14 protein-coding genes and 1 pseudogene are annotated in these 18,072 nt (G+C 38.3%); all 15 read right to left on the reverse strand.

The window, feature by feature from the left end; genetic code table 11:
- Positions 1-32: 32 nt before the first annotated feature.
- The 15 genes and pseudogenes from DW931_RS13965 to DW931_RS14030 all read right to left on the reverse strand — a co-directional run bounded on the left by DW931_RS13965 (position 33) and on the right by DW931_RS14030 (position 18,020).
- Positions 33-929, reverse strand: coding sequence for a transposase (locus tag DW931_RS13965; protein WP_117795049.1), 897 nt, complete (start codon positions 927-929; stop codon positions 33-35).
- 391 nt (positions 930-1,320) lie between these two features.
- Positions 1,321-2,226 (reverse strand): transposase, encoded by a 906-nt coding sequence (locus tag DW931_RS13970; RefSeq protein WP_118467377.1) that lies wholly within the window; start codon positions 2,224-2,226, stop codon positions 1,321-1,323.
- Between the two features lie 241 nt (positions 2,227-2,467).
- The gene (locus DW931_RS13975) at positions 2,468-3,679 is read right to left on the reverse strand and encodes a hypothetical protein (protein WP_118467375.1); all 1,212 of its coding nucleotides are present in this window, start codon (positions 3,677-3,679) and stop codon (positions 2,468-2,470) included.
- A gap of 37 nt (positions 3,680-3,716) precedes the next feature.
- Complete coding sequence (locus DW931_RS13980; RefSeq protein WP_118467373.1) at positions 3,717-4,631, reverse strand: sugar phosphate nucleotidyltransferase; 915 nt, start codon at positions 4,629-4,631, stop codon at positions 3,717-3,719.
- A 30-nt stretch (positions 4,632-4,661) separates the two neighbouring features.
- On the reverse strand, positions 4,662-5,693 hold the full coding sequence (locus DW931_RS13985; protein ID WP_118481877.1) for an acyltransferase family protein: 1,032 nt from the start codon (positions 5,691-5,693) through the stop codon (positions 4,662-4,664).
- A 112-nt stretch (positions 5,694-5,805) separates the two neighbouring features.
- Positions 5,806-6,807 carry a kinase gene (locus tag DW931_RS13990; RefSeq protein WP_118467368.1) on the reverse strand — a complete coding sequence of 334 codons (1,002 nt, stop codon included), beginning with the start codon at positions 6,805-6,807 and terminating at the stop codon, positions 5,806-5,808.
- Between the two features lie 47 nt (positions 6,808-6,854).
- Positions 6,855-9,200, reverse strand: coding sequence for a glycosyltransferase (locus DW931_RS13995; RefSeq protein ID WP_118467366.1), 2,346 nt, complete (start codon positions 9,198-9,200; stop codon positions 6,855-6,857).
- Positions 9,201-9,277: 77 nt separating this feature from the next.
- Complete coding sequence (locus DW931_RS14000) at positions 9,278-10,138, reverse strand: hypothetical protein (RefSeq protein WP_147353093.1); 861 nt, start codon at positions 10,136-10,138, stop codon at positions 9,278-9,280.
- Positions 10,135-10,578 (reverse strand): adenylyltransferase/cytidyltransferase family protein, encoded by a 444-nt coding sequence (locus tag DW931_RS14005; protein WP_118467362.1) that lies wholly within the window; start codon positions 10,576-10,578, stop codon positions 10,135-10,137. Before DW931_RS14005 ends, DW931_RS14000 begins: the two co-directional genes overlap by 4 nt.
- 17 nt (positions 10,579-10,595) lie before the next feature.
- Positions 10,596-11,984: a LicD family protein gene (locus DW931_RS16505; protein WP_333491332.1), complete on the reverse strand. Its 1,389-nt coding sequence runs from the start codon at positions 11,982-11,984 to the stop codon at positions 10,596-10,598.
- 42 nt (positions 11,985-12,026) lie between these two features.
- Positions 12,027-12,749 (reverse strand): annotated as a pseudogene (locus DW931_RS16510) (ABC transporter ATP-binding protein); the annotation flags it as partial.
- A gap of 11 nt (positions 12,750-12,760) precedes the next feature.
- Positions 12,761-13,543: an ABC transporter permease gene (locus DW931_RS14015; RefSeq protein WP_118467358.1), complete on the reverse strand. Its 783-nt coding sequence runs from the start codon at positions 13,541-13,543 to the stop codon at positions 12,761-12,763.
- Positions 13,544-13,683: 140 nt separating this feature from the next.
- Positions 13,684-15,414 carry a glycosyltransferase gene (locus DW931_RS14020; protein ID WP_118481879.1) on the reverse strand — a complete coding sequence of 577 codons (1,731 nt, stop codon included), beginning with the start codon at positions 15,412-15,414 and terminating at the stop codon, positions 13,684-13,686.
- Between the two features lie 112 nt (positions 15,415-15,526).
- On the reverse strand, positions 15,527-16,498 hold the full coding sequence (locus DW931_RS14025; RefSeq protein ID WP_338126541.1) for a glycosyltransferase: 972 nt from the start codon (positions 16,496-16,498) through the stop codon (positions 15,527-15,529).
- A 151-nt stretch (positions 16,499-16,649) separates the two neighbouring features.
- The gene (locus DW931_RS14030) at positions 16,650-18,020 is read right to left on the reverse strand and encodes an exopolysaccharide biosynthesis polyprenyl glycosylphosphotransferase (RefSeq protein ID WP_118467352.1); all 1,371 of its coding nucleotides are present in this window, start codon (positions 18,018-18,020) and stop codon (positions 16,650-16,652) included.
- Positions 18,021-18,072 lie beyond the last annotated feature (52 nt).

Raw genomic sequence — 18,072 nt, forward strand, 5'->3', positions numbered from 1 at the left:
AATATCAGCATATGTATAACCAACCGCCGCACCTATTCCTTAAACTTTTCCAAAATATTCCTAACTTCATCCACATCTATTTTCATCTGTTCTGCAATCTGGTTTTCTGTATATTTATCTCGATATAATCTATAAATTCCAAACACTCGTTCTTCACCCTGCTTCTGACCTTCCTTTAATCCTTCCTTCTTACCTTCCGCATACTCTGCCTTCCGAATCAATTCCTTTTCCCGTTTCTCATCATATTCGAAAATACACACCTCTATCGCCTCCGTTCGATTCTTTCTCAGGAAATCAGCCAGTATATTTTCCTCAATACATTCCGTCACAGCCTGCTCTGCCGCCCGGTTTATGTCCTTATACTCTGCCGCATATTTACGAATCTTGTCAACCAGAAGCATATACTCTTTCAACAGGCAGCAAGTTTCCAAAATCCTCTGTTTTTTATCCAGATTAATATTCAATACCTTCACTATCAATTCCAGCTCTGGTTCATCCGCCTTCTGGCAGAATGAATGTGACAGTTTCAGAACACTTTCCGCTTCCCGCTCCTCTTCTCCATTGTAAAATACAACAAAGTGTGGGGTCGGCAATTCTACCAGCGTTGACGCATACAGCGTTTGATTCCGAATGAGCATCTGGTATTCTTTCGTCACATAAATCAGAAAACGCAGCGGCATATTCGGATTCCAGGTTGACTGATGTTCATACAAATTCAACTGCATATCCAGCAAAAATGCCTGGTCATTTTTCATATTCATATAAACTGCATTTTCCAGCGTCACGATCTCCAACTCTTTTGCATCCGTATAATGTGAATGATTTACCGCATTATACAGACTCAACAGGTTCTCCCTTGTACTGAAAATCATCCGAAACAACGTATCCTTGTGATCCCGCCTTACTTTTACAGAATTCATATTTCTCATTCATTCTCCCTTCTGGCAGGAGAATTTCCACTTTTCTTTTAACCCTTTGAAAATCTCCTGCTCTTCAATTATTGTTGACTTGGATAAGCATAAGATTTCTCAGATTAAAATTAGAATATTAGATACCGCTTAAATTGCTGATAAAGAAAAATATATGCTTGATAAGATAAATGTAGCATATCCGCATATAGGATGCAAGAAGAATTTATTTCTTTTATATTCCTATTTTATGCCCCAGATTACTGTTCACACATGAGTGAACAGTAACTGCCCCAGAACATTCCCAGATACCGTTTCCGCATTTCCATATCCAACGGTGCATCTGTCATAACTTTCGTATTCAAATAAGGAGTGCCCTCCCTCCGAAAGACACTCCCGTCTAAGCTAAAAATCATTTAAATCGTTCCAAAATTTTCCGTACTTCTTCTACATTCATCCCCAGCTTCTCTTTAATCTGGTTTTCCGTGTAGTTCGCGCGAAATAATTGGTAAATTTTAAATATCCGTTCGGCTTCTTCTTTCTTTCCAGCTTCCCGTCCAATCCTTTCTCCCTCTTTCATACCTTCCGAATACTCCGCCTTCCGGATCAGCTCCTTCTCCCGCTTATCATCATATTCAAAAATACACATTTCAATCGCCTCCGCCCGATTCTTTCTTAAAAAATCAGCCAGTATATTTTCCTCGATACACTCCGTCACTGCCTGTTCGACTGCCTGATTAATATCTTTATACTCATCCGTATATCTACGAATCTTATTCACCAGAAGCATATATTCTTTCAAAAGCTGGCACGCCTCCAACACTTCCTGTTTCTTATCAAGGTTAATATTCAACACCCTTACCATCAATTCCAGCTCTGGTTTATCCGTCTTCTGCTGAAACGAATGCGACAGCCTCAGAATCGTCTCCGCCTCCTGCTCCGTCTCCCCATTATAAAACACAACAAAATGCGGTGTCGGCACCTTTACCAGCGCCGATGCATAAAGCGTCTGATTCCGCACCAGCATCTGGTACTCCTTTGCCACATACATCAAAAAGCGCAGCGGCATATTCGGATTCCAGGTGGACTGATGTTCATAAAGGTTCAGCTGCATATCAAGCAGAAACGCCTGATCATTCTTCATGTTCATATAAACCGCATTTTTCAGCGTCACAATCTCAAGCTCCGATGCATCTGTGTAATGCGAATGATTCACCGCATTATAAAGACTCAGCAGATTCTCCCTCGTGCTGAAAATCATCCGAAACAGCGTATCCTTGTGATTCCGCTTCACTTTTACAGAATTCCTACTTCTCATTCATTCTCCCTTCTGGCAGGAGAATTTCCACTTTTCTTTTAACCCTTTGAAAATCTCCTGCTCTTCAATTGTTGTTGACTTGGATAAGCATAAGATTTTCTTAGATTATTTTTAGAATATAGATAAATATATGAAATGTGGTAAAGAAAAATATATGCTTGTTATGTTAAATGTAGCATATCCTTACAGGAGATGCAAGCAGAATAACATCCTTTTTTAACAAACTTTTGATGTTTCAAATTCATGTCCTTCTTCCCTTCTTCCCAGACATCCCCGCCATCACAATAACAAACCAGAAAAACGGCTGCCTGCAGTTCATCAGCGTAAAACTCTCTGCCAGAAGTGCCAGCACCGCCGCCCTCTGCGCTTTCTCACACCGAATCACATTTTTCACAATCCAATACACCAGAAATGTGGTAGGAATCAGTCCATACGAAAACCAGACATCAAAAAAGCTGGAATGAATCTCATTAACATGAAAAACATCAAACACGCCCGGACTCAGAAGCTTCTCAAATCCATCATACGGAATAAAACGTTCAAAAAAACCCTCTCCCGCTCCATAAAACAAATACTGAGGCGTCAATACCAGCCGCTCCGCACTTCTGTCATACAGCAGATCATAGAGATTTCCATTTGCCAGCTTCCATATTTTCTGCTGGATTCTGGAAAGAAGCGTATAATCCGTCTGCGAAACATCAAAATTTGCCCCTGGCCAGATCCGATAGACGCCCAGCGCCAGCATCACTACAACAGCTGCCCCGCCGAACCACCAGAGTTTTTTATACTTTGAGTGCGTGCATCTTTCCCAGAAAAACTGCCATGCCAGTATTACAAAAAAGGCAAGCAGTCCCACAAACATACCGGTTGATTTTGCTTTTCCAATCAGAAGAACTCCCCAAAAAAACATTCCCCAGCACGCAATCCGTGTCTTGACTGTATACTCTGCCTTCCGCCGGTATTCCATAAAAAGCACCAGAATCATCGTAAAGATGAAAAAAGCAAACTGGTTCGGATCATTAAACGTTCCCATAAACCGAGAACCGCCCCAGCTCTCATGAAAATAGCGTCCTCGTCCGGAAATCAAAACAATTGTCTGAAACACCAGATTGATCCGACATATCCAGCAAAGTCCCCGCATAAACGAATCCGAATAAAGTGTCCGGAACGCCCAGATCAGGAATGCAGAATAAATCCAATAAAGCGTATGTAACGGAAAACTTCCTTTTCCTGTCCGAACAAAATAAATGCCATTAATGACAGCTGCAAATATCAGGAAGACCACCCAGGGAAAATCTTCCTGATACCAGATTTTCTTACCACTTCTCCACGCCATGATAAGCGCCAGGGCACCGGACAAGGCGAAAAACAGATCCGCGATGCCGATGCTGCCGCTGGGGAGAAGGTAGAATTGTTTGGTGAGGACGGCTGTGTAAAATAAAACTTCAACCATCCTGTTTCTCTCTAATTTCATTTGTTCTTACTTTATCCTAATCCCACAAATTTTCCGGATATAATCCACTCTCTATCATCTGTCGGAATCCCTCCTGCGCCGGTTCTATATCTTCTTTATAAGTAATTCCAATCCATCTGTCCGGCGTATTCAAAACTTTTACGGAAGCTAACTTCTTTTCAAGCAATTCCGCCACAATATTTGGGAGAAGATACTCCTTCTTCTCCGGATTTTCCCCTAATGCATCAAGGAATCTGGCAAATCCTTCATCTATGTACCGCAAAAAATCCGGATATCCGGCCCACATATTCATGGATACCATCGTATCCGGTGTGATCCATTTGCTTACCTTCGCATTATCACACTGGATTTTTCCATCTACACACTGAATTCCCGTCGTTTCAACGACCTCTTTCAAGAATCCCGCCTTATCTGCCACGCAGACACCTCTGGTAACCGCTCCGTTTTCACTCAGCGTATTCTTTAAAGAAAAGCCTGCCATTGCCAGATTTATCTTATCCGCATCTGTATTTCCAGAAAGCAGGAACTCATGAAGCTTCGAAAAAGCTTCTTTCCCATAATAATCATCTGCATTGATGATCACAAATGGTTCTTTCACAACATCTTTACAAGCCAGAATTGCCTGCCCGGTTCCCCATGGTTTTACTCGTCCTTCTGGAACATGATAGCCTTCAGGCAAGTCTTCTAACTCTTGATAGACATATTCCACAGGCATAACCTTAGATAAGCGATTTCCAATCACTTCTTTAAATTCTTTCTCAATGGCTTTCCGAATTACAAATACAACTTTTGTAAAACCAGCTTCCTTCGCATCGTAAATCGAAAAATCCATAATAATCTCTCCATTCGGAGCCATCTTAGCCAGCTGCTTGATACCGGTTCCAAAACGGGAACCTATACCGGCAGCCATGATGATGAGGGTTGTGTTCATGTTTTCCTCCATAACTATAAAGATGCAAATTTACAGAGTTGTTTCTTTCTGAACTATTCTCTTCTGTTCTCCCCATTTTTTACAGACTAACAGCATCAATTCTGAAATCATTACCGACCAAACGATTGACATTCCTAATTTTAACCAATATCCATTTAAAGGAAATAATCTTTGAATCCAATCTTGAATAGGATAATGGATGCAATAAATTGGAAGTGCCAATTCACCCAAATGAATGCATATCGAATAAATATGCTTATTTTTTATATAATTTTCATCATTCATTAATGTAAAAAACATCACTATAATTATCTCCGCTGAAATATCAATTCCACCATTTCTAAAAAAAACAGTAATAAAAATAAAGCCTATAAATCCAATCACACTCGCTATACGAAATAACATTTTAGGGAAATCATCTTTTTCTTTATAATATCTTGTCATATAAAACAATGCGCTTCCAACAGTCAATCCAGCGATTCCTCTAAAGCACTGAAATATTCCGCCTTCCCAAATTGCAATTTTTTTCATATAATCCATGCACAATGCATATAACATAATAGGAATAAACCAGCATAAAAAATACTTATAAATTTTTTCATTTTTGACCATTAAAATTATAATCAACGGCAAAAACAAAATCAAATGCGTAATATACCACAAAGGTGGATCATAGGTATAAGAAGAATTTGCTATATCACTTCCTTTTAACAATAATAAATTATATATTAATGAAAAGGAAGCTACGCCTCTGTCATTTTCAGAGCATTTTGTAATAACATTCAAAAAGCTGAACAGCACCCCCCCTACTGCATAAGGATACAATTTTTTTATTTTACTTTTTACATAAAAAAACATTTCATCGTACTCAACTTTATGTTTTTCCATTTTTTTGACAAAATGACTCGTTGTATAATATCCCGTTAATATAAAATAGAACTCTACAAATGCCCATCCTCCCAAAAAAATCGTACGATCCATCAATGTATATGAATGATGACATAATATTATAATTGCGCCAACAAACCTACACAATTCAATATATTCACACTTATTTTTCATTCATTCTCCTATACGTTTTACTTTTGCACACACAAAGCATGTACACAATTCTGTCTATAAATAAAATATTAAAACTTTTTCTTCATACTTTTTATTAATAGCTTTCACTATTTTATCTTGTCTCTGTGTATTCTTCTGGTGTATAATGAATAATTTTTGTACCACCCTCTTCAAACTTGAATGGGACATGTACCAAATCTTTCATTGCTTCTTTCACTCTACTTTGTCGTTCTTCCGGAACATAAAAAACAAGAAATCCGCCTCCTCCAGCACCTAAAAGTTTCCCTCCAAAAGCACCTTCTTTTATTCCAAGTTCATATAATCGATCAATAGAAGAAGTAGATATCTTCGAGCCCGTTTGCTTTTTTAACTTCCATGTAGTATCTAACAATTTTCCAAAATCATCAATATTTCTATTTTTATTTACCAATACCTGTTCCGCTTCATCTACCAAATCATACATTTCTGAAAGATATTCTGATTTACTTTTTGCAGCCACATTATTAACTGCTTGTATTTCAGAAGAAAATCGCGTGAAACCAGTAAAAAATAACAACAAATTATTTTCTAATTGTTTCTTCCTTTCCGGTGAAATCACAATTGGCCTTACATCATATTCATTTCCAGAAAAATCGATCCGATTCAAACCTCCAAATGACGCAGCTATTTGATCTTGCCATCCGCCTGCCTCTTTACAAAGTTCTCGCTCCAAATAAATAGCTTCATCTGCTAATTTCTTTTTATCCGCATATTTACCCTTTAATGCATAAAAAGCATTTAACATTCCCACCGCAAAAGAACTGCTTGTTCCAAGTCCCGATCTAGCTGGCAAATCTGCCTCATATACTAAACGTATCTCATGCATATTAAGCATATTCATTGCATTTCGAATTGCCGGATGCTTTATCTCATTATTTTCATTTACATATTCCATTTTCGAATACGTCAAATGTGTTTTATATTCAAAGAAACGCGGTAAATGACGGACATTTACATAACAATATTTATCAAACGTCGTAGATAAAACTGCCCCTCTATTTTCATAAAAATGTTCTGGGATATCTGTTCCACCGCCAAAAAAAGACATCCGAAATGGTGTTTTTGTAATTATCATATAATTTTCTCCTATATAAATTCAAACTTCATATTTTATGAAGACAATTAGCTTTTTAGAATATCATCCATTAGTTTATCCAATGGATATCTTTCAATAAATAAATTGTATTGATGAATACTCTCTTTTCTAATATCATCAATAGTCTTTTTCCGAACATCATCTTCATAATTTGTAAGTTCCATAAGATATTTAGCACACTCTTTTTCACTTTCTAATTGATGATATTTTTCTTTTAATCCAAGTCCAGTTGCTGCAATTTTTGTACAAATAATAGCCACTCCATATGACATTGCTTCTAATGTCTTACACTTCAATCCAGAATAAAAAGTATCAGGATTGATGTATATATCATATGAGGAATAGAACTTTTTCAAGTCATCAATATATCCTAAAATTCTTATATTATCTGGAACCTTTAATGATGAAAGCATATTACAAACCCCACCCGCAATATTTAATTGTATTTTTTTGTTATTTGCAAGATCCGATATTAATTTCTTAATAGCAAAATAATTAGGCGGATTTGAAGAAGCCAAATATCCTACTTTTATTAAATCTTCTTCATATTTATTATCATTCCTTTTTTCATCAATATAATGGCATGCAGGAACGAATGGATATGTAATTACCTTCGTTTGATAATTTGTTATTTTTCTAAAAAACGTTGCATCTTCTTCCTGTGATGCCAAAACAATATCTGCCCGTTTAAGTGCACGTGCTTCTTCTCTTTCCGTATTTACCCCAAACCAAAAACTCCACTCTGGAAAACCCGCTTTTTTTAATGATTCATTATGTTTTGTAAATTTGTCATGTGTATATAATACTTTCTTTGCATTTGGCAAAACCTCAAATGCTTTTGAATAAAATAAATAATTTGCCATGCAAAGATCGTAATGATAATGTTCATTCATTCGGACTATCGATTGTAAAAATTCATCATCAACCCAATCATCTATATAATCCCCATCCGCACAATTAGGTGAAACATTAGTATGCGAAAAATATGGATTTGATGCATGTTGATAAAAAACTCTATCCCAAACTTTTCTATTTATATTATCAGGTCTAAACTCATTATAATACAAAAACAAATGCATTTGATATTTTCTCTTTTTTAACATTTCGGCAATATTTTCAATGTTATGAATTGCTGCATTTTCAGAATACCATGGCACAATTACAAGTGCTTTTTTCCCTTCTCCCACAGGTTCTAATTCAAATATTCCTGTATCAAAATCCATGCAATATAATCGATTTGAATTACCATCTATTTGAACTTCTCCCTCATGTAATTTATTCCATATAAAAGGTCTATGCATGAATTGATTAAATTTTGTCCATATAAAATCACCCATTCTTGTATGATACATGACCCTTAGAATATTTTTCGTTAAATCATGTTTTCTACGACCATCTTCATTTACAACTATCCCTGTTTCAAATTGTTTTAAAAATGGATATACAGTTTTATAATAATAATCTCGCATTTCCCATCTTTGGAATCGTGCATTATCTAATCCAACTCCAGCTTCTTTTCCCTCTTTATAAAATTCTTTTGCCTTCTCTAAAAATTTTTTTTGCGTTTTATCATCCAAACGATTATAATGGAACAAAAAATCAAAATACCCATGCAAATAAAAAGCATTTTTAAAAATCTCAAATTTTTTATGCTCCATCAGCCATTTTTTTATCTGTGCATAATTCTTAAATTCTGCATCCCAGTTCTTCGATGATTTACTTGAAGAATTTGTTGTCATAACTCGATAGTCATATACCGCATCAGGTATACACACAACTGTTTTGGTGGATGAATATATCATAAATTTAAAAATTCCATCTTGATACGCTGCTCCAGCCGATTCAATCATTCTAATTTGATTATTCTCTAAAAAATCTCTGCGATAAAGTGCCGCCCATATAGATGATTCCATTAACATCAAATCGTTAGAATAACATGGCTCTACTATCACCTCAGGCTCATAAAAAGGAAATGGGGGTTTTACTTCACAACTTCCACCATCTTGATATAGTTTTTTAAACCCCGCCTTAACAACATTGGCCTGATGTTTTTCAGCTGCTTTGTATAAAACTTCCAACATATTGGGCTCAATAAAATCGTCTGTTTCAACAATTGCAACATATTTTCCTGAAGCCTTATCAAATCCACTATTAACAGCTTTTCCGTAACCCCCATTTTTCTGATGAATAGGTTTTACACGATGATCTTTTTCAGCATAATAATCCATTATTTCTCCGCACTTATCAGGCGAACCATCATCAACTGGAATAATTTCGATATCTTTTAGCGTTTGATTTAATACACTCTCAATGCATTGTTGAAAATATTCTTCGACTTTATAAGTCGGCATTATTACTGATATTAAAGCCATTTTTTCTCCTTTATAACTTACCTCATTATCAAAATCTTTGCACTTTCATATAAAGCACTGATCACATCAGCACAATATCATTTATTTATCACATTACCTATTTCATCTTCCGTAATCCAATCGCTCACAACTCCATCACCTAAATATTTACTTTTATATTCCTCAAAGTCATTTTCCACCGCCCAAAAAATCTTAATTCCAGCTCTCCTAATATCTTTTATTTTCTCATCATCAGCATATTGTAAGTTTATATTAACTGCTTTAACTTTGTATTTATTACAATTCGAAAGCAATTCATCAAACTTGTCTGGATAGACTGCATGCTGTCTTAACATAATATTCTTAAATGGATATATTTTTAATACATCCTCTAAGTCCTGGACATCATAGCAAGAAACAACCAAATGATTCAGCATTTCATCATTTTCTTTAAAATGTTCAATAATCCACGTATATGTTTCTTTTGCATCCTCTTTTACATCCAAAACCATATACGCGTCCGAATGGGATTTCATCCAATCTACAACATCTCTGAATGATAACGGTGTATATTTTGACAAGATGCGAGCTTGTTTAAATTGTTCTAAAGTCGGCAGGTATTCTCTTGGTATCTGCTCTTGAAGATATTCACTCGGCTGGCGTTCAATCTGCTGTAAATATTCAAATTCAGGCTGCCCTAAGTCTACTTGTGTCCAGTCATGCCTCAGTACAATTTCATCATCCGAAGTAAACCTCAAATCAATATCAAATAGCCTTGTCTCATTTTGATAGGACTGATTGAGTGCTTCTAACGAATCTGTATATATGTTTCCATCTATTCCCCCTCCAGCATGAGCAATCACATTATAGTCATAAAATTTAGCTTCCTGAGTTGGTTTGCTGCAGGAACATAATACACAGCATCCGCATAACATTAATATGTATTTCCAACATTTCATCTTTCGCTGCCTTTATATTCTTCCCTTATTTTTTCTTTAATACTTTTTGTAGAAACTGATTTTGTATATGGAAAATAAACACACGAAACTCCCTTTTGTTTCAATTTTTCTTCTATTTCATTGTACATCTTCGTATTTTTCCAATCGTCTCCATGAAATAAAACGTTGTAATTAATTTCCGTTAATACCTCCAGCTTGTTCATTGTTTTCTGCGGAATTACTTGATCTACACATTTCAATGACTTTACAATACGAAGTCTGTCTTCAAAAGGAATAATGGGAAATTCTCCTTTATACTCTTTTACCAGTTCATCTGTGCTTACACCTACAACAAGGTATTCACAATTTTCCTTTGCTTTTTCCAGTATATTTAAATGCCCTACATGGAACAAATCAAAGGTGCCTGTTGTATACCCGATTTTGAATTTCTTTTTCTGCATAAAACAATCCCTTTATACTAATTTTCATCGCATTTCAGTTTACTTAGATACTCCTTGTAATCCATCTCTGTATCGAAAATTACCCCTCCATGCGTATTCGATACATTCTGAGGCGTCATATAATCTCCATACCTATTTGTCAGATATGCGTCATACCCAGCCGGTACCGGCATTTTCAAATATTCAAAGTCCATCCAAATTGTCTCATCATACATATGGCGGTCTCTGATTCTCTTTTCTGTATCAAAAATAAAGTTTAAAGGTGCCACCTTATCTGCATCTTTCTCTTTGACTGACCGGAACATATCATCTATATATTTCCAGCAATTGTCTGTACTCAGATTTTCTTTCAACTCCTCTGGAATTTCAAAATCCTCCGGCCATTCAAATTCTCTTCCATCTGTCGTTTCAACAATAAATTGCTTTAATACATCACAGTTCCTTCTCTGCTTCTCTACAACCTGTACATCATTTGAAACATTCTCTAAAACAAACAGATCGATAAAAATACCCTGATTAAATTCTTTATTCTGTCTTTCTTCTACGCTTAGGATTCCAGTTGTATAGCTATTTCGAATCTGAGCATGTCCATGTACATACTTTTTATCCGTGTACACATTCTGAAAAAAATACGGTTCTGTGAAATATCTGGGAGCAATCTCACATAACTTATCATAGTCTTCCCGGAACATTGCAAAATCCATATCATCATCCCAAGGAATGAATCCTTTGTGGCGCACTGCTCCCAACATAGTTCCTGCATCTGCGAAGATTTTTAAATTATTTTCCCTGCACACCGTCAGCAGGCGATCTGCCATCTCCAATTCAATCGCCCATACTTTTTTCTGCTGTTCTGTTATTTCAAAACCGAATTTTGTTTCCGGATCAAAAAATGACTTTATTGGATATGTGTTCCATCCATGCGGCATTACCAAAAATCCATGCTCTTTTCGCTCAGCTGTCTTGATATCCAACACAATAAAATCTGTCAGACTGTCATGAAGAACTAAATTTTCTCCCCATATACGTGCTTCCAAATAATATTGACCATCCAAAAGATAATTTTTATCAATATGACATTCCATGACTCCGCAATGCTCAGATAAAATCATTTTTTTATATTCCAATGCGGTTGATGTCCGATAAACTGGTGTATGATCCTTTGTAACAATTCCAAATGCAAAACTTAACGGCATATTTTTGGTTCTGCTTGCATATTGAAAACGAATTGTTATCTTATCTCCGGTATCAAAACAAGCACTGGATTTTCCTTCTTTGTCCAGCAGTTCAATCGAAGTAAAATGAACCAGTCCTGTTCCTTCTCTTTTCGCCTCCGGAGCGCTGAAAATACTCAGTGAGCTGCAGGTCTCATCAGTAAAAGGATTTTCCTTCTCCTTTTCCTTCATCTCTCCTTTATTTCCACTTAAGCTGTTTAAATACGCTCTTGATACTTCACGGACGGTTCCACAACCTCTGACAACTCCTTTTTCTAACCACAAAGCATTGTCACAGATTTTTCGAACCGATTCCATCGAATGAGATACGTACAGAAGTGTCGTTCCTTCTTCTCGCATCTTTTTCATTCTTTTCTCACATTTTCGCTGAAACGCATAATCGCCAACCGCAAGAACCTCATCACAAATCAGAATATCCGGCTTAACCACCGTCGCGATCGCAAATCCAAGTCTTGCTGCCATACCGGAAGAATAATTCTTAATCGGCATATCTAAAAAATTTTCCAGCTCCGCAAATTCTACTATTTCATCAAAATGCTCTTTCATAAACTGTTCGTCATGCCCTAAAACAGCTCCATTTAAGTAAATATTTTCCCTGGCCGTCAAATCACCATCAAAACCGGCGCCCAATTCAATTAAAGGAGCAATCGTTCCGTTTACCGTTACTGTTCCTTTATATGGTTTTAAAATTCCGCAAATCACCTTTAACAACGTCGATTTTCCAGAGCCATTGATTCCTATGATCCCCCAGGACTCACCTTTTTTTACACTGAATGATACGTTTTTTAATGCAAGGAACTCCTCAAACATTAATTCTCGTTTTACAAGCTTAATAAAATATTCTTTCAGATTATCTATCTTTTCAGAAGCCATATTAAATCTGGCTGTTACATTCTTTACTTCAACTGCTATTTCATTTTTTTCATTCTGTTTCATTTTTTCCTCGTCTAAATATATAAAATAAATTTATCCTGTGTTTTAGAAAAAACAATGCTTCCGACAACCAGCGATATAAGTGCTACCGTAAATCCGTAAAGAATCCACTTAATATCAGGGAATACTCCTTTTAAAACAATGGTCCGGAATTGTACTACATATGAATACATTGGATTAAATATTTTAATTAAATGCTGTACTTGTTCTGGAAGCTGCTCAATTGGATAAAAAATTGGTGTAAGATAATTCCACGCTGTTAAGACCGCTGCATAGATATGCTGAATATCTCGGAAGAAGACACATCCCTGCGCCAATAGCAATCCAAGTCCAATACTAAATATATAAATTTGTATCAGCACAACCGGAATCCAAAACATATAAAAATTAAATTTCACACCGCACACAACAAATACAATCAACATAGCTCCAAGAGAAAATAGAGTATTTACGAAACTGCTTGTTATTTTGGATATTGCAAATATATATTTAGGTACATATGTCTTTTTTAGCAATGCACTATTTCCTATAATTGACCACATGGCCTGACTGGTTGCATCTGACATAAAACTAAACAATGTAGAACCGATAATCAAATATACCGGATAATTTTCAATATTAAAGCGAAACATCTGACGAAATACAATTACCATAATGATCATAATCATTAATGGATTCAGAATGCTCCATATATATCCCAGAAAACTTCTCCGGTATTTCAATTTAATATCTTTTATTACCAACTGCTTCATGAGCGGTTTATATTTTTTAAATAATTCTATTTGTTTCTTTCCCATTCTCAATTCTCCTAATGGATACTAACCTCTATTTGTTAATATTTTTTCAATCCAGAGCTTTCCGTTTTTTAATATTTCGTATTTTGTCTTATATTCTTTTTGAGTTTTTCCATATTGAACCATCAGAATCCGCCAAGTATTTATGCAATACATAGCTGCTTTGAAAAGCTGTCTTTCTTCCCGGACTGCCACTCTCTTCTTTTTGCCCCAGTATCCCGCAATTCAATCCGCTTCTTTCGAAAAATCGAAAACGGTGCATCATACGGACGTAAGAAACCTACTTCTTTATCTGCTGGCAGGAACCAGCCGTTGAACGTTACCTTTTTCCAAAACTGTTTTTTATTCCGATCCGGGTTATAGCACCTCTGTAATTCTTTTAATGTTGGCTGCTCATCCACTTCCATCGGCTCTGTATCCGGAAGATGCTTTCTCAACTGATTGTTCAACTGCTCTGCGTCTGTCCCCATCAGCCATTCTGGGCCTTTCATGAAATCTATCACTCCCCGCCAGGAGAAATAGGCTTCTTCATAACGCATCTTTAAAACAGCTGTTATGATAAATTTAGAGATCCATTTCCACATCTGAATTCGTGGCATATCCGGTTCATGCAGTGCCGCAAATATCAGGTTATTCCGCACATCGTAATATGCGTTTGTTCCCAGAAAATTCACTTCAAACCCTTTATGCCAGACATTGAATCCGTTTAAGAAAACAATGCCTGTCTCTCTGTTTCGAATCTCATATTCGATATCATCCCGGTGAATAAACAGCGGAAGCGGCAAATTATCTTTTCGAACTGTATTCAGGGAATAGCAACAGCACCACCAACCGGAATACATCCGGTATTCGTCCTGCGGTGTTTCAATTAATGGTTTCCGGCAGTTACGAAAACTTCGCATATCTGTCATGACGAGGCGGTTAGTCACATTGAATCCTTCAAACCACTCTCCCATCGCCTGACAAATATACGGATAATCTTCCCGAAGCAGCGTACCTCCCAAGCGGATATCCTCCCACTCATCCTTCCGCATCCCCAAAAATCCATACGCCCGCACAAACAGTTCCGGATCCATGACGGCATCATCATCCATCAGCTGTACATGCGTTAATCCGAGACGTTCTTTTTCCTCGATCGCCTCAATCATGCCTCTGGTGAAACCGCCTGCGCCGCCGACGTTGCGGTTTGGTATGATTCGAACGGTTTCTGGATATCTGGCTGCCAGGCGGCTGATTTCTTCATGTTCCGAAAGCGTTCTTCCGTTGTCTACCAGCCAATAGCAGAGTTTTAAAGAAGCAATTTCTGGTCGTTCCAGAAATTGCAGGATACTTTTCAGATTTCGGAGGACATACGGCTCTCTCTTAAACGTGCAGACTACCGCTGCGATCCGCACCTGTTTTTCATTCCGACAAGTTCCCTCATACCAGCCTTTTATATGATTTGATATATCAAAACCGATATTTTTCTTTGTATCCTTTATCGTTTTGGCAGCTGCATTTTCTGCTGATTCTGTCTCCGCGTTTTTCACGTTCTCCGATTCTGTCTCTTTCCCGGCACCTATCTTTTTCACCGAAAACCAGAAAACTCCTTTTTCCGTCTCCGGATATGGGAACTCCAGATCCAGAGTTTCTTTCCCCCCCGTCAGCATCTTTTCCTGAATGATATTCTCATCCAGCATCAGACGAATTGCCTGACAGCCATTCAATTCCAGGTGCAGCGTCAAACTTTCCTGGTTTGTGTACTTCTTCCTTTTTTCGATATAGAAAAGGTTGAAATATCCATTGAAATCGACCCATTCTCCATTTCGATGGAAATACAGTTCTTCTTCCCTACAGATATCTGCTTCCGGAAATCGTATATTTTGTAGACGCATCCGCTGTGTCTCCTTTTCAGTCCTTTTAGGAACTGCCGTTCCTCATTCCATGTTTTGAGAATTATATAGTTTCTAATCTGTCTTTATATCTCTGACGGATCTATCTTCATATTTAGAACTTCCTTCTGCTCCGCCCAAGCGCCCATACCGCCGCCCGGTACAGCCCATACCGGCTTACCCGCAGCAGCTTCACCGCCTTATTTCGGTTCGCATGGTAAATTTCCGGATAGTCCCGAAGTAATTCATCTTCAAACTGCATCAATGCATGCTTTACTTCCTTGCCAGCCGGAAGGCTCAGAAGTATCTTCACTCTCCCAGCTGCCACCCTGGCGATTCCATTTTCAAGATACTGTAGCTTTTCCTGAGTGCATGAAATCTTCTTTCCGTCTTTTCCGGTAAGTGTTCCGCCCTGATACAGGCGGTAAAAGGACAGCAATGATTCCATCACTCGGTCATAATTTTCCTTATTCCTGATCATCTTCTCCGGGCTGACACTCTGTCCTTCCCGGCCGATCCGGTACTGATAGACAAAGTCCGGGATAAAGGATACGGTCTTGACCCACGGAATCGGATACAGGATGTATTCGGCATCAACGTAATAGCAGTGTTCATCGATGGAAAGCGGCATCTTCCGCAGGATCTCTGTTTTCCATGTGATTCCATGCATTTTCATGTAAATCTGATCTGCGATTCCATCGAATTCATAGGAAATCCCATATTTCACCCCTGAAAATGGTTCCGGAATTTCTGCTTTTTTCGGAAAGGAGCTTTCCTCTCCGCTTCGGTTGTCAAATCGCCAGTAGAAACCGCTGACCAGCACATCATCCCGACAGTTTTTCAGCGCAGCAATCAGATGATCCAATGCCTCCGGATCCACCCAGTCATCGGCATCGACTACTTTCATATATCGCCCCAATGCATTCTGGATGCCGCAGTTGATCCCAGATCCATGACCGCCATTTTCTTTATGAATGACACGGACAACGGTCGGATAGCGCTCCGCATATTGATCAGCAATCGCACCGGTTTGATCCCTTGATCCATCGTCTATAATCAATATTTCCAGGTATTCGGACCAATCCATACCTGGTTGAAAATCAGACATTCTTGCTGATACAGTTTGAATGTTTGATTCCGTTTCATTTCCTGTCCAGCTCTGATTTTTCTTTTTCAAATCCTGGTCTTTGCATCCTGCGCACAGTGAATCCAGGGTATATGTGATATATTTTTCCGCGTTATACGCCGGGATGACGACTGTCAGAAGCTTTTCCATTGTCTGCGACTCCTTCCGTACTCTCTTTGAGCATCATGATCTTCGGCGTCATCAGGATGAGCTTCAGGTCGAGAAGCAGAGAGTAATTTCGTATGTAAGTCAAATCCAGTTTCAGTTTGTCATAGGACGTTGTATTGTATTTTCCATAGACCTGCGCATATCCGGTCAGTCCGGCTTTCATCTTTAAGCGGTAGCAGAATTCCGGGATTTCTTTCTCGATCTCCGCCGCCAGCTCCGGGCGTTCCGGACGCGGTCCTACGATCGACATCTCACCTTTCCAGATATTGAAAAGCTGCGGCAGCTCGTCCAGGCGGGTTCTCCGAAGGAAATGTCCCACCGGCAGGATCCGGTCATCGTGTTCCGCTGCCAGTCTCGCCCCGGTTTTTGCCTCCGCGTTCTGGATCATCGTCCGAAATTTGCAGATCTGAAATTCTTTTCCGCCCTCTGTGAGACGGGTCTGCTTGTAAAAGACCGGACCGCGGTCGGTCAGGTAGATCGACAGCGCCACCAGAAGGAAAAATGGGGATAATACCACGATTCCGATGCTCGAACAGATGAAATCCATCGCCCGCTTAATAAATCGCTGAAGATCCGATATGCCATCATTTCTCGATAATAGCAGAGGACTGTCAAAGATATCTAATTCCTGGGAAGTCCGGATCAGAATGTCCGATAATTTCGGCACCGTGTAGGTCCGGATATCCTGCTCAAAACATTTCTTTAAAAGCGCATTTCGATCCTTCGCCGGAATATCTCCGATGATCAGAGCGTCGTATTTTTTTGCTTCTTCCAGAATCGCTTTCATGCCAACCCGGATATGAATGGCTGTTTCCAGATAGTATTTATCTTCTCTGGAATGAATCTTTTCCATCAGATGAAAGGCCGGACGGTCTCCGCATACCAAAAGCATTCTTCTTGGCGGAAACAGAATCCTGTATATCTGCTGAAACAGGAACGTCCAGATCAGTGCAATCAAAAGCTGGACAACCGTCATCCCAAGCAGTATCCGGGGATCATGAAATTTTTTATCTAACAGAGAAATCTGAATATACGTAATCAGATTTAAAAGTCCGATCGAAAGGATCTGAGAACAGAGCAGATTTCCTTTTTTCAGGTATCCGATCCGGAATCCCCCGTAAGTCAGCAGGAAAAATAGTAATAGTCCCGCATACAGGGCGATCATCAGCCAGTTTCCTCTTCTCCAGAACGGAAATTCGATCATTTTGTTGAAATATCCGTTCCAGACATATCCATAAGCGCCAACTTCTGCCCCCATCAGGAGCAGCGCACCTATCAGACGGAACAGTCGTTTGAATGGTTCATATTGTCTCAAAATAGTTCCTCTTCTTTTTGTTTTTATTCAGGCCGAACTCCACAGAACCCAA

The organism is Clostridium sp. AM43-3BH, assembly GCF_003479985.1.
In the GTDB taxonomy this organism is placed as follows: Bacteria; Bacillota; Clostridia; order Lachnospirales; family Lachnospiraceae; genus Otoolea; species Otoolea fessa.

Coding starts and splice junctions, on each gene's coding strand:
- DW931_RS13965 (WP_117795049.1), bottom strand. CDS start 929: ATGAGAAATATGAATTCTGTAAAAGTAAGGCGGGATCACAAGGATACG.
- DW931_RS13970 (WP_118467377.1), bottom strand. CDS start 2,226: ATGAGAAGTAGGAATTCTGTAAAAGTGAAGCGGAATCACAAGGATACG.
- DW931_RS13975 (WP_118467375.1), bottom strand. CDS start 3,679: ATGGTTGAAGTTTTATTTTACACAGCCGTCCTCACCAAACAATTCTAC.
- DW931_RS13980 (WP_118467373.1), bottom strand. CDS start 4,631: ATGAACACAACCCTCATCATCATGGCTGCCGGTATAGGTTCCCGTTTT.
- DW931_RS13985 (WP_118481877.1), bottom strand. CDS start 5,693: ATGAAAAATAAGTGTGAATATATTGAATTGTGTAGGTTTGTTGGCGCA.
- DW931_RS13990 (WP_118467368.1), bottom strand. CDS start 6,807: ATGATAATTACAAAAACACCATTTCGGATGTCTTTTTTTGGCGGTGGA.
- DW931_RS13995 (WP_118467366.1), bottom strand. CDS start 9,200: ATGGCTTTAATATCAGTAATAATGCCGACTTATAAAGTCGAAGAATAT.
- DW931_RS14000 (WP_147353093.1), bottom strand. CDS start 10,138: ATGAAATGTTGGAAATACATATTAATGTTATGCGGATGCTGTGTATTA.
- DW931_RS14005 (WP_118467362.1), bottom strand. CDS start 10,578: ATGCAGAAAAAGAAATTCAAAATCGGGTATACAACAGGCACCTTTGAT.
- DW931_RS16505 (WP_333491332.1), bottom strand. CDS start 11,984: ATGAAGGAAAAGGAGAAGGAAAATCCTTTTACTGATGAGACCTGCAGC.
- DW931_RS14015 (WP_118467358.1), bottom strand. CDS start 13,543: ATGGGAAAGAAACAAATAGAATTATTTAAAAAATATAAACCGCTCATG.
- DW931_RS14020 (WP_118481879.1), bottom strand. CDS start 15,414: ATGCGTCTACAAAATATACGATTTCCGGAAGCAGATATCTGTAGGGAA.
- DW931_RS14025 (WP_338126541.1), bottom strand. CDS start 16,498: ATGGATTGGTCCGAATACCTGGAAATATTGATTATAGACGATGGATCA.